This window comes from Pseudomonas lyxosi (assembly GCF_047758685.1).
GTDB lineage: Bacteria > Pseudomonadota > Gammaproteobacteria > Pseudomonadales > Pseudomonadaceae > Aquipseudomonas > Aquipseudomonas lyxosi.
Window position 1 is genome coordinate 5,549,970 of the sequence record NZ_CP180481.1, and the last position, 20,749, is coordinate 5,570,718.

Here is a 20,749-nt window from a genome sequence, read left to right on the forward strand (position 1 = left end):
ACGCGCGCGGGATACCTCCAGCATACCCATGCACCGCCCCGGCGGCCAGCCGTGAAACCTCTGGCAACAGCCCTGTAACGGGCATTTCAAACAAGCGTATGTTTTTTCATTGACAGCTCACCCTCATCCTCATAACCTCGCCGAACCTTCAACGTACCGGGATGACGCGGACGTGGGCAGTATCTATTTGATTCGACATGGCCAGGCCTCCTTTGGTGCAGACGACTATGACGTCCTGTCGCCGACCGGTATTCGCCAGGCAGAAGTCCTCGGCCAGCACCTCGCCGAGCTGGGTATCAGCTTCGATCGCTGCCTCTCGGGCGACCTGCGCCGCCAGCAACACACGGCCAACAGCGCACTGGAACAGTTCGCTGCGGCAGGCTTGCCGGTTCCCGTCCTGGAAATCGATTCCGCTTTCAATGAGTTCGACGCCGACGCGGTGATCCGCGCGCTGCTGCCGGCCATGTTACCGGACGAACCCGAAGCGCTGCACATCCTGCGCAATGCCGCGCAAAACCGCGGTGAGTTCCAGCGCATCTTCGCCCTGATCATCGAACGCTGGCTCGCCGGCACCTATGACACACCGGGCCTGGAAAGCTGGCTGGGGTTTGTCGAACGGGTGCAAGCCGGTCTGCAGCGCATTCTCGAACAGGCCGACAACACCCAGAAAATCGCCGTGTTCACCTCCGGCGGCACCATCACGGCCCTGCTCCACCTCATTACGCAAATGCCGGCAAAGCAGGCGTTTGAACTGAACTGGCAAATCGTCAACACCTCGCTCAACCTGCTGAAGTTTCGCGGTCGCCAGGTGGCTCTGTCTTCTTTCAACAGTCATGCGCACCTGCAACTGTTGAAGACCCCGGAACTCATCACGTTTCGCTGAGTCCGGACTATTGTGACCCTGGCTGTATTCACCCAGCTCTAATTACCCAAGAAAGGATCGAACCATGACCTCCGTAGCTGATGCCGTACAAGCAATGAAAGCCAAGTTCAACCCAGCCGCTGCTGCCGGTCTGGACCTGGTATTCGGTTTCCGCATCGACGACACCAAGAACTTCTCGCTGATCGTCAAGGACAGCACCTGCGAGCTCCAGGAAGGCGAAAACCCGGACGCCCAGGTGACTCTGGTCATGGACGGCGAAACCCTGGAAGGCATCGTCAGCGGCGAAACTGACGGCATGCAAGCCTTCATGGGCGGCAAACTGCGCGCCGAAGGCGACATGATGCTGGCCATGAAACTGTCCGAGCTGTTCCCGGCCTAAGCGCGCCGCTCCCGACCTTCGGGGGCACGCCTGGCTGCAAACGAATCCCGCCCCTCGTGGCGGGATTCGTCGTTTTTCGCCATTGGAAAACGGCTACCTGTGGATTTGCCGTCTATATTCCTTCTGGCCGCATGCGTCAGACATCGGCTGTTTGCCCTCGCTCTTTTATGAAGAGCCTTTGCGCGGAGCACTGCCCATGAGCCCACCTGACGACCACGACGGATTTAACCGCCGCCGTGTACTGCAAGGCCTTTCGGCAGGCGCCGTCGGTGCCTGGATCAGCCCGCTAATCGCAGGGAGTAAAACCATGCCCGACGCCCCCGCCGACCTCATCCTGTACAACGGACGCCTGCACACCGTCGACCGCAAAAAACCTCAAGCCAGTGCCGTCGCGATCAAGGACGGACGCTTCGTGGTGGTCGGCAGCGATGCCCAAGCCATGGCCCTGCAAGGTCCCGGCAGCCAAATTATCGACCTGCACGGTCGCACGGTGATTCCCGGTCTCAACGACTCGCACCTGCACCTGATCCGTGGTGGCCTCAACTACAACCTCGAACTGCGCTGGGAAGGCGTCCCTTCACTGGTCGACGCGCTGCGCATGCTCAAGGATCAGGCGGATCGCACACCCACGCCGCAATGGGTGCGAGTGGTCGGTGGCTGGAACGAGTTCCAGTTCGCCGAAAAACGCCTGCCGACGATTGATGAATTGAACAAGGCCGCGCCGGATACCCCGGTGTTCGTCCTGCACCTCTACGACCGTGCCCTGCTCAACCGCGCGGCATTGAAAGTGGTCGGCTATACCCGCGATACGCCAAATCCGCCGGGTGGCGAAATCCAGCGCGATGCCAATGGCGACCCGACGGGCATGCTGATCGCCCGCCCCAACGCGATGATTCTCTACTCGACCCTGGCCAAGGGACCGAAACTGCCGCTGGAATACCAGGTCAACTCCACCCGGCAATTCATGCGCGAACTCAATCGCCTGGGTGTCACCAGTGCCATCGATGCCGGCGGCGGTTACCAGAATTATCCGGACGACTATCAAGTCATCCAGCAACTGGCCAAAGACCAGCAACTCACGGTGCGCATTGCCTACAACCTCTTCACCCAGAAACCCAAGGAAGAGCTGACCGACTTCAAGAACTGGACCAGCACCTCCCACTACGGTCAGGGCGACGATTTTCTCCGGCACAACGGTGCCGGGGAAATGCTGGTGTTCTCGGCGGCCGACTTCGAGGACTTCCTCGAACCCCGCCCCGACCTGCCGCAAACCATGGAGCAGGAGCTGGAACCGGTGGTCCGCCATCTGGTGGAACAGCGCTGGCCGTTCCGTCTGCACGCCACGTACAACGAATCCATCAGCCGCATGCTCGACGTGTTCGAAAAGGTTAATCGCGACATTCCGTTCGACGGTTTGCCGTGGTTCTTCGACCACGCCGAAACCATCACTCCACAGAACATCGAGCGGGTCAAAGCCCTCGGTGGCGGCATCGCGATCCAGGACCGCATGGCATTCCAGGGCGAATACTTCGTCGACCGTTACGGCGCCAAGGCTGCCGAAGCCACGCCGCCCATCGCTCGCATGCTGGCCGAAGGCATTCCGGTCGGCGCTGGCACCGATGCCACGCGCGTCTCCAGCTACAACCCCTGGACTTCGCTGTATTGGCTGGTCAGCGGTCGCACCGTCGGTGGTCTGGCGCTGTACCCGCAAGGCTTGAGCCGCGACACCGCGCTGGAACTCTTCACCCACGGCAGCGCCTGGTTTTCCTCCGAGCAAGGCAAGAAAGGCCAGATCAAGGTCGGGCAACTGGCCGACTTGATTGCGCTGTCGGCGGACTATTTTCACATCGAGGATGAAGCGGTCAAATGGATCGAATCGGTACTGACCATCGTTGATGGCAAGATCGTCTACGGCAGCGTCGAGTTTGAAAAACTCGGGCCGCCTCCCGTCCCGGTGGTGCCTGAGTGGTCGCCCGTCGCCAAAGTACCGGGCCATTGGAAACCCCTGGCGCCGCTGACGGCGCAGGTTCATCAATGTGTCGGGGCTTGCGCGGTGCATGCGCACAGTCATGAACGGGCGCGGCTGTCCTCGGCGCCGGTCAGTGATTTCGCCGGTTTCTGGGGGGCTTTTGGTTGTTCGTGTTTTGCGTTTTGAAATGAGCCGCTAAAAGATCGCGGCCTGCGGCAGCTCCTCGATCCCTGTAGCAGCTGCCGAAGGCTGCGTTCGGCTGCGAAGCAGTCGTGAATCCTGCTGCACGGTCGTCCTGACACACCGCAGGTGCCGATTTTACGACTGCTACGCAGCCGAACGCAGGCTTCGCCAGCTGCTACATAACTGATGCGGCGGTATCCGTTTACAATGCCTGCACTTTCCCCTCCGGCCGCCCCATGGACATCGATCTCGCCCGCACCTTTCTGGAAATCGTCCGCCACGGCAGCCTTGCCGCAGCCGCCGAAAAACTCCACGTCACCCAGACCGCGATCACGGCGCGCGTGCAGAAACTCGAAAGCCAGCTAGGCAGTACGTTGTTCGTGCGCAACCGCGCCGGTGCGCGCCTGACGCCGAACGGTGAAGCCTTCGTGGTCTACGCCAATCAACTGGTCGAAACCTGGGAAGCGGCGCGACGGGACTTGCCGTTGCCCGAGGGTTACCGTGACGTGTTGCACATCGGTGGCGAGGTCAGTCTGTGCAACCCGCTGATGCTCAGTTGGGCCGGCGCGCTGCGCGAGAAGATCCCCAGCCACGCCCTGCGCATGGAAATCCGTGACGGTGAAAACCTGCTGCGCCAACTGGAACTAGGGGTTCTGGATGCGGCGCTGGTTTACCAGCCCGAGTATTGGCCACGCTTGCAAGTCGAACAGGTACTGGAAGAAAAACTGGTCCTCATCCGCCTGGCCGCAAGACCCGATCCCTACGTGTACATCGACTGGGGCCCGGACTTCCGCCGTCAGCACGATGCGGCCCTGCCGGAAAAAGCCAAAGCCGCGTTGAGCTTCAACCTCGGCCCACTGGGCTTGCAGTACATTCTGGAAAACGGCGGCAGTGGCTACTTCCGCACCCGGGTGGTCCAGAGTTATCTGGAAAGCGGTGTGCTGGAGCAAGTGCCCAAAGCCCCGGAATTCAGCTACCCGACCTATCTGGTTTACTCCCGCGACCGCGACTCCGCGACCTTGCAAAGAGCCTTCGACCTGCTGCGCGAAGTGATCAAATCCGACGATGACTGGTCGCAGCGCTGGAACCCGCTGACCTGAGTCCCGTTTGCACCGGATCATGACATTTGTGACCTCACGCTTCGCCCCGCCTGAAACGCCGGGATCGTCTAATCTGCTGGAGATAACAATAACCACAGGTGATTGCAGTGAGGCAGACCACCGAAGCATTCCGCGCCCGCTACCGCGCTGCTATTCATCCGCTCTACAACCCATGGCTGCACGGCGCTTTTGTGCTGCTGTTCGGGTTGCTGGCCATCGGCGGATTCTGGAGCACCGTGCACCAGGTTCAGCCACTGGAATGGCTGGCAATTCCGTTGACGTTGTTGTTCTTCAACTTCGGCGTGTACATGGTCCATCGGCACCTGGGGCATCATAAAAAAAACTTCGCGCGAATGTTCTACGCCCGCCATGCCGGCGACCATCACAGTTTTTTCGCCCCTGGCCACATGACCTACGACAGTGCCCGGGACTGGCGGGTGATTCTGTTTCCAGCCTGGTTGATCGTGTTGCACACGGTCGTCATCACCCTGCCCGTCTGGTGGCTGCTTGAGCAGTTCGATGCCAACGTCGCCGGGTTGTTCGGCGGCTGTCTGGTCCTCGGCTACCTGACCTATGAAGTATTCCATGCCTGCGAGCACCTGCCGCCGAAGAACCCCGTCACACGGTTGCCGTGGATCCGCCAGATGCGCCGCCTGCATGAACTGCATCACCGTCGTGAGCTGATGCAGGAACGCAATTTCAATATCGTTTTTCCACTGATGGACTACCTGTTCGGCACCCTCTATTGGGAACCGGAGCCGACTGACCTGCACCCGACGAGAACGACCATGACCCGCATGCAGCATCAGATCGACATTGCTGGAGACCCGATTGACGTGCTCGCCTATGCCAGCACCGTGACCCGTTGGCCGGAGTGGCATCCTTCGTCCCTCAAGGTCGATGGCCAGAGCGGTCCGCTGCATGCCGGGGGGCGGTTCGAGGAAGATATCAAGGCGGGCGGGCGTGAGGGACACTTGCACTGGGAAGTTAACGAATACCTGCCAGGACGCCGCTGGAGTGCCTGGGCCCATGACGATCACGGGTTGTCTTTAGTGGTGACTTACGAGTGCGAGGCCTTGGGCGATGGCACACACTTTGTCCGCACCCTGGAGTATCGGTTCAGCGGCCTGGCGATGCGCATTGCCAATCGACTGCTGCTCAAGCGTCGCATCGATCGTGAGTCGGCAGCGTCGATGTTGGCATTGCGCGAGATGGCGCAAAAACAATTGGCCCCGGCAGGAGTCAGCGCGTGAGTCGAACCGTCAAGTTTCGCCATGTGGTGTTGCTGGTAATCGTCGCCATCGGCGCCTTTCTGCTGCTGATGCCGACCAAGGTTCAACCGGTAGCCTGGACACCGCCACCGGCGCCCTCCCTCACCAGCGGCATCTACGCCGACAATCAGCGCCTCAAAGGCGTGGAGCGCGTCGGCGCCGCGGATATCGACGGCCCGGAAGCGTTGCTGCTGGAGGAAGACGTCCTCATCACGGGTTTGCATGACGGCCGATTGATCCGCACCAGCCTCGACGGCAAGGTCACCAAGGTTCTCGCCGATACGGGCGGCAGACCCTTGGGCCTGGCCCGTCATCCCAACGGTCTGCTGGTGATTGCCGACGGGGTCAAGGGCTTGCTGTCACTGGATGCCCAGGGCCGATTGATTCCATTGACCACGGCGGCCAATGGCGTGCCCTTCGGTTTCACCGACGACGTGGCGATCGACAAATCCGGGCACTACGCCTATTTCAGTGATGCCTCCAGCCGCTTTGGCTACGGCAGTGACGGCGAAGCGATCATCGAACATGGCGGCGATGGCCGCTTGCTGCGTTATGACTTCCAGACCGGAAAGACCGCAGTCCTGCTGGATAAGCTGGAATTCGCCAACGGCGTGACCTTGGGCCCGGACGATGCCTTTGTGTTGGTCAACGAAACGGGCGCCTATCGCATCAGTCGTTACTGGTTGAGCGGGCCGAAAGCCGGCACCCGTGATCTATTCATCGACAACTTGCCAGGGTTGCCGGACAACCTCGCGTTCAATGGTCGCGACCGCTTTTGGGTGGCGCTTTATGCACCGCGCAACGCATTGCTCGATGGCACCGCGCCGCATCCCTTCGTGCGCAAGATGATCGTGCGGGCCATGACTTTCCTGCCTGAACCGGTGGAGGAACGCGCCTTCGCGCTGGGCCTGGATCTGGACGGCAAAGTCATCGCCAACTTGCAGGACGGTAGCCGCGACAACTATTCGCCGATCACTACCGTTCGCGAGTATGGGGAGTGGTTGTATTTCGGATCGTTGAAGGCCAAACACATGGCGCGATTGCCGTTGAGCAAGGCATTGCAACAGTAAACGTGCCTGACTCAACGCGGATCCACCTCACCATCGCGCACCGCGTTATCCGTTTCTTAACGCACCCTTTCCGGGTCCATGGCGGTGGAGTCATCCTCGTCCATCGGGATGGCACCTTCGTTGTTGGGCAGTTCGTCGATGCCCGGCTCATCTTCCGGATTGACGGTGGTGCGTCCCGGACTCAAAGGCTCGGGATGTGTGGGGATGGGGTCGTAGCCACCCTGCTCTTCGCTGGGGAACTTTTCTTTACCGGGGATGAGTGGTTGGGTCATGTGGCACCTCGCATGGAGCCGTAAATTCGGACTCTGAACATTCGAGGTGCCGGTATTTATCGCCGTTCCAATTTTTCAGTCACCGATCGTCGGTGACCAGACAGGGCGCGTCAGGACGGCGTCTGGAGTCGATCAACGATCTTTTGCTTAACCTCCACGCGCTTCGCCTTGAGTTTCTTTAATGCGTCATCGCTGGGCGCATCCGATTGGGCGGTTTCAGCCTTGACCACCTCGGCGTCCGCCTGCGAATACTTGTTGATCAGTGAATCCAATAACGGATCCTTGGTGCGTTTTTGCTGGATATCTTCCTTTGAAAGCTTGAGATCCTGATAAAGGTCGTGTGGCACCGGCATGGAACACCTCCGTTTGTTGATCGGAGGCAAACGCGATCAATTGCGTTCACCAACTATCAGAATGGCCTCGGTTAGCCGGTTCTGTCGACCGCCTATCAGACCAGCGGTGCCCGTTCGTCGCCATGCCGTAAACGCAATAAAACCTTTTCCCGCTCGTCGGCCTCCACAGATTAACGATCAATCGATCGCCCATGAAAACCTGTGTGGAGAATAACCAATGGACGGATTTACCCTGCGCCACCTCAGTTTGGCCGTTGCCTTGAGCATCAGCATGGGCACGGCTTTCGCTGCCACTTCCAATGACTTCGTCGACAGCGCGGCCGCGGGCGGCATCGCGGAAGTCGAAACGAGCCGACTGGCCTTGGAAAAAAGTAAATCGGCGGACATCAAGGCATTCGCCAACATGATGATCACCGACCATTCCAAGGCCAACGATGAACTGGCGGCGCTGGCTAAAAAGAATGACATCGAGGTACCGGACAGCACGACCCTGGTCAAACAGGCGAAAGAGAAAATCCTCGACTTGCGCGATGAATCTTTCGATGCGGCCTACGCCAACAATCAGGTGAAGGCCCACGAAGACACCCTCGAGCTGTTCAAGAAAGAAGCCAACACGGTGACGGACGACAGAACCAAAGGTGCCACGGACTTGAAAGGTTTCGCGCAAAAAATGCTGCCGGCGCTGGAGAAGCATCTGGATATGGCGAAAAAACTCCAGGCTGCTCATCCGAGCAAATAACCCTCCCACAAAAAGGCCGCACCATTTGATGCGGCCGTTTTCAATGCCTGCCTAGCCGCCATCGGTGTCGATGTCGGCATCGGTGTCATCCCCGGGTTCGGGCCGGTCGGGATTCGGCTTGAAACCCGGGCTGAACTCATTGTCGTTATCGGTATTGAGTTGCTTCTGGTCGACCGCTTTGTCTGCGCTTTCCGGTTCCGCGGTTTTCGCGTCTTCCTCAGGACTACTTTCTTCTTTCATAAGTACCTCGTTCGTCACTGCATGTGCGCGGCTGAAACAGTCGAGCCTTGAAGATTCGAAGCTTTCCAGCAAGCAACGTTCCATCGAATGGATCGCCGCCCCTTTGACTATGCTCAAGTGAACGGACACTTATTGATTATGTACAGCTGTTGGTCATTGCTCTGGAGCCTGTCGATGAAGCGTGACATCCGTTTGCTGATCGTCGACGACAACGTCGCCACGCGCTACGCCCTGCGCCAGCGCCTGGAGCGCCACGGCTATGAAGTGCTCGAAGCCGGCACCGGCACCGAGGGCCTGGAGCTGATCGACAGCGTGACGATCGACGCGCTGATCCTCGACGTCAATCTGCCAGACATGAGTGGCTTCGACATCGTGCGCAAACTGCGCGCCGAACCCGCCACCGCCCTGCTGCCGGTGATTCACGTCTCGGCGGCCTCGATCCAGACCGGCGACATCATTACCGGCCTGGACGCGGGTGCCGATGCCTACCTGATCCACCCGGTGGATCCGGATGTATTGCTCGCGACCTTGCGTACCTTGCTGCGGGTGCGTGATACCGAAAATGCCCTGCGCGAAAGCGAGGCGCGGTTTCGGGAAATCTTTGTCAATGTGTCGGCGCCCATCGCGGTGCTGGATGCCGAGTTGAAGGTGCATGAATGCAACCATGCCTTCGCGCAACTGATTCAGGACAACCTCAACCCGGACACCCTGCGCGAGTGCTTTGCCGAGGATCAGGACGTCGTCATCGAGGAACTGCGCCTGCGCCTGGCCTATGGCGAGCGCTGGAAAGGCACCCTGAGCATGCGGGTCCACGGCGAGACTCGCGAAACCGAGTGGCAAATTTCGCCGTACCGCACGCCCGAACTGAGCCTGGTGTTTGTCGAGGATGTCACTGAACACCGGCACCGCGAACGCTCGCATCTGGCCCGGCTTGACGATGCCACCACCCAGTTGGCCAAAGAAGTCGCCGAGCGAGCGCGAGCCGAAGCTCAGCTGCTGCAAGTGCAGAAAATGGATGCACTGGGCAAGCTGACCGGGGGCATCGCCCACGACTTCAATAACTTGCTGACCGGCATCATCACCAGCCTGGAATTGATTCAGAAACGGATCGCCGCCTCACGCACCGACAAGGTTCAGTTCTACGCCGAAGCCGCCTTGAACTCGGCCATGAGTGCCGCATCCTTGACCCATCGCCTGCTCGCCTTCGCGCGCCAACAACCACTCGATACCCGGCCCGTGGACATCAACGAACACGTGCGTTCCCTTGAAGAATTGCTGGTGCGCACCATCGGCGAGCGCATCGCGCTGAAACTCGAATTGACCTCTAAACCCGCCATCGCCCTGGTCGACCCCATTCAGCTCGAAAGCGCGATGCTCAATCTGGTGATCAACGCTCGCGATGCCTTGCCCCAGGGCGGCAATATTTGGGTCAGCACCTATGCCGCCTATTCCCATGGCGACCCCAATCTGGCCGATGGTGCGTATGTCGCGCTGTCGGTGCGCGATGACGGTACCGGTATCGAACACAGCGTGATCAACAAGGTGTTCGACCCGTTTTTCACCACCAAGCCGCTGGGCCAGGGCACCGGGCTGGGGTTGTCGACCCTCTACGGTTTCGCCCGGCAATCGGGTGGCGATGCACACATCCGCAGCGTCGCCCGGCGCGGCACCGAAGTCACCATCATGCTGCCGGCCAGTCCAGACCTCACGGCCGGCGAACTCGAGCCAGCCACCGGCGATCATCAGGGTGCCGGCGAACATGTGTTGATCGTCGAGGACACGCCATCGGTGCGCATGTTCGTGGCCGAAGTGTTGGTGGATGCCGGTTACCGTTGCACACAGGTGGGCGACATCGAAGGTGCCCTCGAGCGCCTGCAAAACGATGAATCCATCGACCTGCTGCTGACGGACGTCGGACTACCGCGCATGAGCGGCCGCGAGCTGGCCGATGTGGCACGGGGCTGGCGCGAAAAGCTGCCGATCCTGTTCATGACCGGTTATGCCGAAACCGCAATCAACCGTCAGGTGTTCCTCGGCGATGGCATGGAGATGCTGATCAAGCCGTTCCAGATCAATGAACTGCTGGACAAGGTGCGGCGCGCACTCGACAGCGCCTGAATTCGGGCAACTGATCGTTCCCACGCTCCGCGTGGGAATGCAGCCCGGGACGCTCCGCGTCCCTTTCGCGAGCTGGAACGCGGAGCGTCCCTTGAGGCATTCCCACGCGGAGCGTGGGAACGATCATCAGCCGAGGGTTCTTGCGAGGAATGGTGCCGTCCGGCTCTTTTTGCTGTTGGCGACTTTCTGTGGCGTGCCACTGACGACAATCTTCCCGCCCTGATCCCCTGCCCCCGGCCCGATATCGATTACCCAGTCACTCTGCGCCACCACGCGCATTTCATGTTCGACGACGATCACCGTATGCCCCGCCGTCACCAGCGTATTCAACTGTTCTAGCAAGCGATCGACATCCCTTGGGTGCAAACCGGTGGTGGGCTCGTCGAGCACATACAGGGTTGCCCCGCGCTGGTTGCGTTGCAGCTCGGTGGCCAGTTTGATCCGCTGGGCTTCGCCGCCCGACAACTCGGTCGCCGGCTGGCCGAGGCGCAGGTAACCCAGGCCGATATCGCGCAGCACCTCCAGCGAGCGGCGAATGCCCGGTTGCTCGGCAAACACCGTGACCGCCTCGTCCACCGTCAGCTGCAACACCTGGGCGATGTTCAACCCTTGCCAGATGATTGCCAGCGTCTCGGGGTTGTAGCGCGCGCCGTGGCAGGTCGAGCACGGTGCATAGACGCTGGGCATGAACAGCAACTCGACGCTGACAAAGCCTTCACCTTCGCACGTCGGGCAACGGCCCTTGGCGACGTTGAAGGAAAACTGGCCCGCGTCATAACCCTCGGCCTGCGCCTCGGGGGTGGCGGCGTACAGTTTGCGAACGTTGTCGAACAGCCCGGTGTAGGTCGCCAGGTTTGAGCGTGGCGTGCGGCCGATAGGTTTCTGATCGACTTGCACCAGGCGCTTGATCGAATCCAGCCCCGCCGTGACCTGACCGTCGCTCACTTGCGGTGCGTCGTCCTCAAGGCTCAACTCTTGTGTCTCGCTGTCACTTGCCGCGCGCCCGAGATGCGCGCCCACCAGTTCCAGCAGCGCCTGACTGACCAGGCTCGATTTACCGGAACCGGAGACACCCGTCACCGCGGTAAAACAGCCCAGCGGAAACTCGACGCTGAGGTTGTTCAGGTTATTGCGAGTGATGCCTTCCAGCCGCAGCCAATCGGTCGCCTTTCGGCTGGCTTGGGGCTGAGTGACCTGCTCGGCGAACAGATAAGCGCGCGTCTGCGAGTTCGTCACCTGCGCCAACCCTGGCGGCGGTCCGCTGTACAGGACTTGGCCGCCATGCTCGCCGGCCGCCGGGCCAACGTCGATCAACCAGTCGGCGCGGCGCATGGTTTCCAGGTCATGTTCGACCACGAACAAGGTGTTGCCGGCAGCCTTCAGGCGTTGCAGCGCTTCGAACAATGCTTCGCCATCCGCCGGGTGCAGACCGGCCGACGGTTCATCCAGCACGTAGATCACGCCGAACAGCTGCGAACCCAATTGCGTCGCCAGGCGCAGACGCTGCAACTCGCCGGACGACAGCGTCGGCGTGCTGCGTTCCAGCGCCAGGTAACCGAGCCCCAGATCGGTCAACGTGCTGACCCGTTCGAGCAAGTCCTGAGCAATCCGCTGCGCGGCCAGGCGTTTCTCCACTGACAGGTTCGGTGTGTGGCGTACATCTGGCGCGTTGGCGTGACCACTGGCGCCGTGGGCCACTCGTTGCTCGCGGGCCTCGCGGGTCTGGTCGTGCGTCAATACTTCGCCCGCCGCCTCGGTCTGTTCGAGGTAGCTGTGAGCGGCCACTGGTTTCAAGACTTCGGCCACTTGCAACAACGGCATCTGCGACAGTTCGCCAATGTCGTAACCGGCAAAGGTCACCGACAACGCCTCGCGTCTGAGCCGTTTGCCATCGCACAACGGGCACGGGCTGCCGAGCATGAATTGCGAGACGCGCTTCTTCATCAACGCGCTTTGGGAATGGCTGAAGGTGTGCAGGATGTAACGCCGGGCGCCGGTGAACGTGCCCTGGTAACTCGGTTCCATGTTGCGTTTCAGCGCGACTCTGGTTTCTTCGGGGGTGAGCCCGGCATACACCGGAACCGTCGGTGTTTCTTCGGTGAAGAGAATCCAGTCGCGCAGTTTTTTCGGCAGATCGCGCCAGGGTTTGTCGACGTCGTAACCCATGGTCACCAGGATGTCGCGCAGGTTCTGTCCCTGCCAGGCGGTGGGCCAGGAGGCGACCGCGCGCTGGCGAATGGTCAGGCTCGGGTCCGGGACCATCAGGGCTTCGGTGACTTCATACACCCGCCCCAACCCATGACATTCGGGGCACGCGCCCTGGGGCGTGTTGGGCGAAAAGTCTTCGGCATACAGCATCGGTTGCCCCGGCGGATAACTGCCGGCCCGGGAATACAGCATGCGGATCAGGCTCGACAACGTCGTCACGCTGCCCACCGAAGAGCGCGTGCTCGGCGTACCTCGTTGTTGCTGGAGCGCCACTGCGGGCGGCAAGCCTTCGATGGAGTCGACGTCCGGCACGCCGACCTGATCGATCAGGCGCCGCGCATAAGGCGCCACGGATTCGAAATAGCGGCGTTGCGCTTCGGCGTAAAGGGTCGAGAACGCCAGCGACGATTTCCCCGAACCGGACACGCCAGTGAACACCACCAGGGCATCCCGGGGGATGTCGACATCGACGTTTTTCAGATTGTGTTCCCGGGCGCCGCGCACCCTGACCATGCCGGAAGGAGGATTGGAAGTCATGGGCCAGCCTTGGTTAGATAGCGGAAAGAACTCTGACGCATGATCGTTCCCACGCTCCGCGTGGGAATGCAGCCCGGGACGCTCTGCGTCCCTTTCGCGAGCTGGAACGCGGAGCGTCCCTAGAGGCATTCCCACGCAGAGCGTGGGAACGATCAAATCGGTTCAGCCATTGAGCACCGTGCGCACCATTTGGGTTAGCGCCTCCGGGCCATAGGGTTTGCTCAGCAAGTAAGTATCCGGGCTGAGTTGGTGATTGCGCGAGATAATGTCACGGGTGTGGCCCGAGGTGAACAGCACGGCCAGCGGCGGCGTCTGCATCTTGGCCCAGGCGGCCAGGTCCGAACTTTTGATCAGGCCGGGCATGACCACGTCGGTGAAAATCAGGTCTACCACGGCGCCATCCAGCAACATCTGCATTGCGACATCACCGTTGGCCGCCGTCAGCACGTGATAACCTTCTTCACGCAGTAACTCCACCGCTGAGCTGCGCACCGCCTCGTTGTCCTCGACCACCAGAATGGTCTCGTGTCCGCCTCGCTGTAGCGGGTCATGACGTGGCGTTTCGTTGAGCATCGGGCGCAGGCTGCGCGGGAAATACAGCTGCACCCGAGTGCCCTGGCCGACCACGCTGGAAATCTCGATATGCCCGCCACTCTGCTTGACGAAACCGAACACCATGCTCAACCCCAGCCCCGTGCCCTGGCCATCGGCCTTGGTGGTAAAAAACGGTTCGAAAGCCTGCGCGAGCACCTGCGGCGACATGCCGATACCCCTGTCAGCCACCGCTACGCAGACATAGTCGCCGGCGACGATGCCCTTGCCTGCACAAAACTTGCTATCAAGGACGATGTTCTCGGCGTTCAAGTCAATGGTCCCTTCGCCATTCATGGCGTCCCGGGCATTGATCGCCAGATTGAGAATGGCGTTTTCCAGTTGATTGTGGTCCACGTAGATGTGCCACAGAGCTTCAGCCGCGGTGACATTGATCTGGATGGTTTCCCCCAGCGCCCGCTGCAACAATTCCCCGAGCCCATCGAAGACCTGCCGCAGGTCGCAGACCGCTGGCGACAAGGGCTGACGACGGGCGAACGCGAGTAATTGCGAAGACAGTTTGGCGCCACGTTCGACCGCGGCAATCGACGCACTGACCCGACGCTGCACGTTGGCGTTGTCCGGTTCATGCCGCGCCAGCAAGTGCAGGTTGCCGGCGATCACCTGCAACAGGTTGTTGAAGTCATGGGCCACGCCGCCGGTGAGACCGCCGATGGCTTCGAGTTTCTGCGATTGACGCAATTGTTCTTCAGCGGCCAGCCGCGCTTCGACTTCGTCGGCAACGCGTTGCTCCAGGTTGCGGGTGAACTTGAGCAGGGATTCTTCGGCGGTCTTGCGTTCGTGGATGTCGATCAACACCCCGGGAAAACGGAACGGTTCGCCCTGCTCGTCGAACTCGCAGCCACCACTCGCCTGCACCCACAGATAACTGCCATCCGGGCGCAGGACCCGATACTCGGCGTTAAAGGGTTCGCCGGTTTCCACTGATTGATTGATCCGCTCCTGCACCCAGCTGCGGTCATCGGGATGGATCCGCGCTTCGGCGATGTCCGTTGGCAGGTCGGCCAGGTTTTGCTCCGGCGGGTAGGAAAAGGTGCGGGCGAAACGCTCGTCACCGGAGAGCGCATTGCCCTTGATGTCCCAGACGAACGAGCCGAGCAAAGCCCCGGCATTGAGCGCCAGCCGCACCCGTTCGTTGTCGGCGTGATAGGCGTCCTCGGCGGCCTGACGGCGGCGCTCGGAAATCACATGCTCGGTGGTCTCGACCACCATCGCCATGACCCCGGCCGGTTTCCCGTCATCATCCGCCACCGGGCTGTAATAGAGGTCCAGCCAGACGTCTTCGGGTATCCCGTCGCGCAGCAACTCCAGGACTTTGTTGCGATAGGACAAGGTGCCGCCGGCCAGGCAGGTGTCGACCACATGCCGATTGAACTCGGCGACTTCCGGCCAGCCCAGTTCCACCGGGGAACCCAACAGGTAAGGATGGCGGCCACCGGCGAACTTCGAGTACGCATCGTTATAGATCATGTAACCGGGGCGGCCCCACAGCATCACCATCGGCAGTGGCGACGCGAGCATCAACTGCACCGCGCTGCACAGGCTTGCGGGCCAGGTGTCGATGCTCCCCAGCTCGGTCAGGCTCCAGTCGAACGCGCGGATGCGCCCGGCCATTTCACCGTTCCAGCCTGCACACCCATGGCTATCGTCTAGAAACTGCATCGACTGACTCTGTATCCCTGTAGATGACTGGCTTAAGGGATCGCAACTGCATGAGGACGGTGCGTGCCCGTTTGTTTCGAGCATCGCCGTCGCCAATGGTTTCATAGAGGTTAGCTGATTCTTGATTTGCAGATTTTTGTGGGTTTGACCTGAGGGCTTTGTAGCAGCTGCCGAGCCTGCGAGGCTGCGTTCGGCTGCGAAGCAGTCGTGAAATCAAACACCTCGGTGTGTCAGGACAAACTCGCATGCAGGGTTTACGACGGCTTCGTCCGAACACGGCCCGCACCGAACGCAGCCTCGCGCTGCACGACAGCTGCTACAAGGCTTCAGCGTGGCTACACCTCAATCAGGTGCTTGAGCGGGTGGTAGCCGGTTTTCAGCGTGGCGGCGACGTCGAGGATCGCCTTCTCGATGCCATTCAAATGCATGCAGGTCAGTTCGATCGCGGCGCTCTGGTTGCCGGCTTCGATGTACTCGATCAGCCGCAGGTGTTCGTCGTCGCGGCAAGCTTCATGGCTGTCGTCATCCAGCGCTGCGGCATACAGCGAAGCGCGGGAAATCAGCTTGCGGAACCAGTCCAGCAACACCGGGTTGTTCAGGCTTTGCGCGAGTTTGATGTGGAACTCGCCGAGCAGATGTTAGGGGTGGTTTTAAGGTCAACGAAAATCCCGGCTACGTACACTAATGCCGTCGAGTAATGGACTCAGATCACTCAACCGTCCAGCAATCAAATGCCGCACCTCGCCCTCCTTCTCCCAGCGCCCATCAACCTTGAGCAATTGCGAGCCGACCAACACCTGGCGCTGCCGATCGGCCAGGTCGCGCCAGACAATGACGTTAACGTTGCCGAACTCATCTTCAAGGGTGACAAAGGTCACACCACTGGCGGTGCCCGGACGTTGTCGACCGGTCACCAGCCCGGCGACGCTGACCGGTCGCCCATGCTCGACCTCCAGCAGTTCCTTCGAACTGCGGCAGCGCCGGGCTTTCAATTCACCCCGCAATAGAGCCAGTGGATGCGGACCAAGGGTGGTGCCGACGCTGTTGTAATCGGCTAGCAGGTCCTCGCCGACGGTGGGTTTGGGCAACGACACCGCGCCCTCCTCCTGACTCGGCAGACCGGCAAACAAGCCGAGCTGTTTCTGCACACCTGCCACTTCCCAGCGAGCCCGATGACGGTCCCCCGCCAGGCCGCGCAGCGCACCGGCATCGGCCAGTTGTTCCTGGGCGCGGGCATCGAGTCGCGCCCGTTCGCCGAGGTCGGCAATGTCGATAAACGCCCCCTTCGACCTCGCCGTTTCGATGCGCCGGGCATCGTCCTCACGAAAGCCCTTGATCATCCGCAACCCCATGCGAATCGCCGGCTGGGCACCGGTGATCGGTTCGAGGCTGCAATCCCAATCGCTGGCGCGCACGTCCACCGGGCGAATCTGCAAATGATGCCGGCGCGCGTCCTGCAGAATCTGGTCCGGGCTGTAGAAGCCCATGGGCCAGCTGTTGATCAGCGCACAGGCGAAGGCCGCCGGCTCGTGGCATTTCAACCAGCAACTGGCGTAGGTCAGCAAGGCGAAACTGGCGGCGTGGGACTCGGGAAAACCGTAACTGCCGAAGCCTTTGATCTGCTCGAAGATCTGCGCGGCAAATTCGGCCGTGTAGCCGTTTTTCTTCATCCCGGCGGCCAGGCGATCCTTGTGCGGTTCCAGCCCACCGTGGCGTTTCCAGGCGGCCATGGAGCGGCGCAACTGATCGGCCTCGCCGGGGCTGTAGTCGGCAGCAACGATCGCAATCTGCATCACTTGTTCCTGGAACAGTGGCACGCCCAGCGTACGCTTGAGCACGGTTTCCAGTGCCGGGGACGGATAGATCTCCGGTTCTTCCTTGTTTCGGCGGCGCAGATACGGATGCACCATCCCGCCCTGGATCGGCCCCGGACGGACAATCGCCACTTCAATCACCAGATCGTAGAAATTCACCGGTTTGAGCCGGGGCAGCATCGACATCTGCGCCCGGGACTCGATCTGAAACACGCCGATGGTGTCGGCACGACCAATCATTTCGTAGGTGGGCGCGTCTTCGGACGGGATCGTCGCCAGGCTCAGGTCCCGATGGCGATGACGGCGCAACAGATCGAAACAGCGGCGGATCGCACTGAGCATGCCCAACGCCAGAATATCCACCTTGAGCAGCCCGACGGCATCGAGGTCGTCCTTGTCCCACTGGATGATGGTGCGCTCGGCCATGGCGGCGTTTTCCACCGGGACCAGGCTGTCCAGAGGCTGCTCGGAAATCACGAAACCGCCGGGGTGCTGGGACAGGTGTCGGGGAAAACCGATCAACTGCCCCGTCAGGCTCAGCACCCGGCGCAGCACCGGGCTCTCGGGATCGAATCCGCCTTCAAGCAGGCGTTCCACGGGCGGTGTTTCATCACTCCAGTGGCCACAGCAATCGGCCAAGGCGTTGATCTGATCCGGCGGCAAACCCAAGGCCTTGGCCACATCACGCACCGCGCCGGCCGCGTGATATGTGCTGACCACCGCCGTCAACGCTGCGCGGGTCCGGCCATACCGCTGGAACACGTACTGCAGGACTTCTTCGCGGCGTTCGTGTTCGAAATCGACGTCGATGTCCGGCGGTTCGTTGCGTTCCTTGGAAAGAAAGCGCTCGAACAACAGCGTGGTGCGATCCGGATCGATTTCCGTGATGCCCAAGGCAAAACACACCGCCGAGTTGGCCGCCGAACCACGGCCCTGACACAGGATTTTTTGCTCACGGGCGAATCGCACAATGTCGTGAACCGTCAGGAAATAGCTTTCGTAGCCCAGCTCGGCGATCAGCTCCAGTTCCTTGTCGATCTGCGTCAGCACCTGGGCCTGCGGGCCTTTTGGCCAGCGCCACGCGATGCCCTCTTCGGTCAGATGACGCAACCAGGATGTAGCTGTCTGGCCTTCTGGCACCAACTCCCGGGGATACTGATAACGCAACTGCCCGAGATCAAAAGTGCAGCGCCGGGCGATGTTCAGCGTTTCGTCGAGCAGTGTTTGCGGATAGATCGATTGCAGCGCATCGAGACTGCGTAAATGCCGCTCGCCACTGGGATGAAGACGCAGCCCGGCCTCCGCCACCGGCAGGTGGTGACGGATCGCGGTCATGGTGTCCTGCAAGGCGCGCCGCCCACGAGCGTGCATGTGCACATCGCCGCTGGCCACCGCCGGGATTCGCAGCTCCCTCGCCAAGGCCAGTAGTGCGCCCAGTCGCCGGGTATCGTCCTGGCCGCGATGCAGCTGGACGGTCAGCCACAGGCAATCGACGAAGGTCTGTTTCAGCCAGCGGCCCTGTTCGAAGTCATCAACAGCGTCCGGCACCCACAACGCCAACAGCCCCGGCAAGGGTTCGCTGAAGTCTTCCCGCAGCACTTGATACTGGCCTTTCTGCGTGCGGCGTCGGGCCCGGGTAATCAGTCGGCACAGGGTCTGGTAACCCTCGAGGTTTTCCACCAGCAACACCAGTTTCGGACCGTTCTCGATGCGCACTTCGCTGCCGATGATCAGCGGCAGCTCCACGGATTTGGCCGCTTGCCAGGCGCGGACGATACCGGCCAGGGTGCATTCATCGGTGATCGCCAGGGCCTGATAGCCCTGCTTTTTCGCCCGCTGAAAGAGTTCGAGGGCACTGGAAGCACCGCGCTGAAAACTGAAGTTCGACAGGCAGTGCAGCTCGGCATAGTCGACGCTCATGCGAACCAGCCTTGCAGCCACAACGGGCCATCCTCACCGACCGCGCGATAGGCCCAGCCCTGCTGTCCGGAACGGGTTTCGACCAGGAAGTAATCGCGGCGCACATCGGCGCCGTCCCACCAACCGGACTCGATGCGTTCCGGGCCCATCAGGATACGCGCCGAACCTTCATGCACCGCCAGCGGTTCAGTCAGCAGCCAACCCGGACGTTGCACGCCAGGCAGCCCTGCACAGCGCTGACTGTCGACACTGGCCTGCCACGCGCATTCCGGCCGGTGATCGGCCTGGAACCGCAAGCCCTGCACCGCGTCATCTCCCAACCGCGCGCGCAAGCGTTCGCGCAATTGCTCCCACGGCAAGGACTGCTGCGGGCGGTCGTCGAACAGCTCCTGATACTGGGGAACGAAGGCCGGCAAGTCTTCGGCGCGCAGGCGAAAACCGCGCACCGGGGCCTCGACCTGAACGTGCTCCAACCGGCCCCGGGCCAGTTCAAAGAGCATCGCCGGATCACGTTCGGCGCTGATCAGGCCGACCTTGATGACAGTGTCCGGCAACCCGGCGTGTTCCAGGTGCAGGTCAAAACGCTGCACGCCGCTGTCCCGACCGCAAAGAAACGCCGACAGGTCGCCGGTCAGCCGGCGTAACGGAAACAGCAGCGCCTGATGGGACTGCACGTCGAAGTTGAGCTCGATGCGCACATCGAACCGGTCCGGCGGCAGGTAGAACGCCAGCGCCAGCCGCCGTAACCCGAGCAAGGCGTCCAGATGTTTGAGCACCTGGGCCTCGAAACGCCGGGCCAGGCTATGGCGAGGCAACGCCTGAACCTGACTCAAAGTGCGCAACCCCATGCGCGACAACGCGGTGGCAACGCTGGCCTCCAGCCCGATCCGGTCGATGGGCAACTGCCCAAGATGATGGTGCAAGGATTGATCGTCGGGCACTACCAGGCCGTCATAAGCGTTGGCCAGCACCCGCGCTGCTACCGGATTGGGCGCGGCAACAATCCGATGGCGAAACCCCAGCTCGCCGAGCTCGGTCCGCAACCGCGCCTCGAATTGCGGCCAGGCGCCGAACAATCCCAGGCTGGACTCGATTTCAAACACCACCGCACGCGGGTAATGCACGCTGACTTGTGAACTGAATCGATAAGCCCAGGCGGCCAGAAACTGCTGCCAGTGCTCGATCTCGGCAGCGTCGTACTCAGCCGTGACAAACCCTTTGCTCAAGGCCTGGGCGGCGATCATCGACTGGCCCGGACGCAAGCCCAGCGCGCGGGCCGAAGCGTTGACCGCTTGCAACACCCGACGCTGGGCCGGGCCGGTCAGCAACGCCAGCGGCTCATCGGGATCGGCGCGCTGACGCAGTACCGCGTCCAGCGCCAATTGCGGGAAGAGAATGCAGACCCAGCGCATGGCAACC

Annotated in this window: 15 protein-coding genes and 1 pseudogene; 8 read left to right on the top strand and 8 right to left on the bottom strand. The window is 61.3% G+C overall.

The window, feature by feature from the left end:
- Positions 1-172: 172 nt before the first annotated feature.
- The 6 genes from ACMXYI_RS25410 to ACMXYI_RS25435 all read left to right on the top strand — a co-directional run bounded on the left by ACMXYI_RS25410 (position 173) and on the right by ACMXYI_RS25435 (position 6,855).
- Complete coding sequence (locus ACMXYI_RS25410) at positions 173-883, top strand: histidine phosphatase family protein (protein WP_415769587.1); 711 nt, start codon at positions 173-175, stop codon at positions 881-883.
- 64 nt (positions 884-947) lie between these two features.
- Complete coding sequence (locus ACMXYI_RS25415; RefSeq protein ID WP_008154977.1) at positions 948-1,262, top strand: SCP2 sterol-binding domain-containing protein; 315 nt, start codon at positions 948-950, stop codon at positions 1,260-1,262.
- A 307-nt stretch (positions 1,263-1,569) separates the two neighbouring features.
- The gene (locus tag ACMXYI_RS25420) at positions 1,570-3,417 is read left to right on the top strand and encodes an amidohydrolase (protein ID WP_415773982.1); all 1,848 of its coding nucleotides are present in this window, start codon (positions 1,570-1,572) and stop codon (positions 3,415-3,417) included.
- 233 nt (positions 3,418-3,650) lie between these two features.
- Complete coding sequence (locus ACMXYI_RS25425; protein WP_033061633.1) at positions 3,651-4,514, top strand: LysR family transcriptional regulator; 864 nt, start codon at positions 3,651-3,653, stop codon at positions 4,512-4,514.
- A gap of 107 nt (positions 4,515-4,621) precedes the next feature.
- The gene (locus ACMXYI_RS25430; protein WP_415769588.1) at positions 4,622-5,767 is read left to right on the top strand and encodes an SRPBCC family protein; all 1,146 of its coding nucleotides are present in this window, start codon (positions 4,622-4,624) and stop codon (positions 5,765-5,767) included.
- The gene (locus tag ACMXYI_RS25435) at positions 5,764-6,855 is read left to right on the top strand and encodes an SMP-30/gluconolactonase/LRE family protein (RefSeq protein ID WP_415769589.1); all 1,092 of its coding nucleotides are present in this window, start codon (positions 5,764-5,766) and stop codon (positions 6,853-6,855) included. Before ACMXYI_RS25430 ends, ACMXYI_RS25435 begins: the two co-directional genes overlap by 4 nt.
- A 56-nt stretch (positions 6,856-6,911) precedes the next feature.
- On the opposite strand, the gene ACMXYI_RS25440 is transcribed toward ACMXYI_RS25435, so the two are convergent.
- Entirely contained in the window at positions 6,912-7,127 is a 216-nt protein-coding gene (locus ACMXYI_RS25440) for a hypothetical protein (RefSeq protein WP_415769590.1), read from the bottom strand.
- Positions 7,128-7,237: 110 nt separating this feature from the next.
- Positions 7,238-7,480: a DUF465 domain-containing protein gene (locus tag ACMXYI_RS25445; protein WP_033061630.1), complete on the bottom strand. Its 243-nt coding sequence runs from the start codon at positions 7,478-7,480 to the stop codon at positions 7,238-7,240.
- Between the two features lie 217 nt (positions 7,481-7,697).
- Between ACMXYI_RS25445 and ACMXYI_RS25450 the strand changes: the two genes are divergently transcribed.
- Positions 7,698-8,219 carry a DUF4142 domain-containing protein gene (locus ACMXYI_RS25450; RefSeq protein ID WP_415769591.1) on the top strand — a complete coding sequence of 174 codons (522 nt, stop codon included), beginning with the start codon at positions 7,698-7,700 and terminating at the stop codon, positions 8,217-8,219.
- A 51-nt stretch (positions 8,220-8,270) separates the two neighbouring features.
- Here the strand turns inward: ACMXYI_RS25450 and ACMXYI_RS25455 are convergent, their stop codons facing one another.
- Entirely contained in the window at positions 8,271-8,459 is a 189-nt protein-coding gene (locus ACMXYI_RS25455) for a hypothetical protein (RefSeq protein ID WP_415769592.1), read from the bottom strand.
- 174 nt (positions 8,460-8,633) lie between these two features.
- Here ACMXYI_RS25455 and ACMXYI_RS25460 point away from each other — a divergent pair, with 174 nt between their 5' ends.
- Positions 8,634-10,577, top strand: coding sequence for a response regulator (locus ACMXYI_RS25460; RefSeq protein WP_415769593.1), 1,944 nt, complete (start codon positions 8,634-8,636; stop codon positions 10,575-10,577).
- Between the two features lie 126 nt (positions 10,578-10,703).
- On the opposite strand, the gene uvrA is transcribed toward ACMXYI_RS25460, so the two are convergent.
- From uvrA to ACMXYI_RS25485, 5 genes and pseudogenes are all read right to left on the bottom strand, one after another.
- Positions 10,704-13,322, bottom strand: a complete 2,619-nt coding sequence (gene uvrA, locus ACMXYI_RS25465; RefSeq protein ID WP_415769594.1) for an excinuclease ABC subunit UvrA — start codon at positions 13,320-13,322, stop codon at positions 10,704-10,706.
- 162 nt (positions 13,323-13,484) lie between these two features.
- Positions 13,485-15,596 (bottom strand): hybrid sensor histidine kinase/response regulator, encoded by a 2,112-nt coding sequence (locus tag ACMXYI_RS25470; RefSeq protein ID WP_415769595.1) that lies wholly within the window; start codon positions 15,594-15,596, stop codon positions 13,485-13,487.
- Positions 15,597-15,931: 335 nt separating this feature from the next.
- Positions 15,932-16,234: pseudogene (locus ACMXYI_RS25475) on the bottom strand (FCD domain-containing protein); the annotation flags it as partial.
- Between the two features lie 18 nt (positions 16,235-16,252).
- Positions 16,253-19,351, bottom strand: coding sequence for an error-prone DNA polymerase (locus ACMXYI_RS25480; protein ID WP_415769596.1), 3,099 nt, complete (start codon positions 19,349-19,351; stop codon positions 16,253-16,255).
- Entirely contained in the window at positions 19,327-20,742 is a 1,416-nt protein-coding gene (locus tag ACMXYI_RS25485; protein WP_415769597.1) for a Y-family DNA polymerase, read from the bottom strand. Before ACMXYI_RS25485 ends, ACMXYI_RS25480 begins: the two co-directional genes overlap by 25 nt.
- Positions 20,743-20,749 lie beyond the last annotated feature (7 nt).

Bases quoted from the DNA above. Each gene is read 5' to 3' on its own strand.
- ACMXYI_RS25415 (WP_008154977.1), top strand. From the start codon at position 948: ATGACCTCCGTAGCTGATGCCGTACAAGCAATGAAAGCCAAGTTCAAC.
- ACMXYI_RS25420 (WP_415773982.1), top strand. From the start codon at position 1,570: ATGCCCGACGCCCCCGCCGACCTCATCCTGTACAACGGACGCCTGCAC.
- ACMXYI_RS25425 (WP_033061633.1), top strand. From the start codon at position 3,651: ATGGACATCGATCTCGCCCGCACCTTTCTGGAAATCGTCCGCCACGGC.
- ACMXYI_RS25440 (WP_415769590.1), bottom strand. From the start codon at position 7,127: ATGACCCAACCACTCATCCCCGGTAAAGAAAAGTTCCCCAGCGAAGAG.
- ACMXYI_RS25445 (WP_033061630.1), bottom strand. From the start codon at position 7,480: ATGCCGGTGCCACACGACCTTTATCAGGATCTCAAGCTTTCAAAGGAA.
- ACMXYI_RS25450 (WP_415769591.1), top strand. From the start codon at position 7,698: ATGGACGGATTTACCCTGCGCCACCTCAGTTTGGCCGTTGCCTTGAGC.
- ACMXYI_RS25455 (WP_415769592.1), bottom strand. From the start codon at position 8,459: ATGAAAGAAGAAAGTAGTCCTGAGGAAGACGCGAAAACCGCGGAACCG.
- ACMXYI_RS25460 (WP_415769593.1), top strand. From the start codon at position 8,634: ATGAAGCGTGACATCCGTTTGCTGATCGTCGACGACAACGTCGCCACG.
- uvrA (WP_415769594.1), bottom strand. From the start codon at position 13,322: ATGACTTCCAATCCTCCTTCCGGCATGGTCAGGGTGCGCGGCGCCCGG.
- ACMXYI_RS25470 (WP_415769595.1), bottom strand. From the start codon at position 15,596: ATGCAGTTTCTAGACGATAGCCATGGGTGTGCAGGCTGGAACGGTGAA.
- ACMXYI_RS25485 (WP_415769597.1), bottom strand. From the start codon at position 20,742: ATGCGCTGGGTCTGCATTCTCTTCCCGCAATTGGCGCTGGACGCGGTA.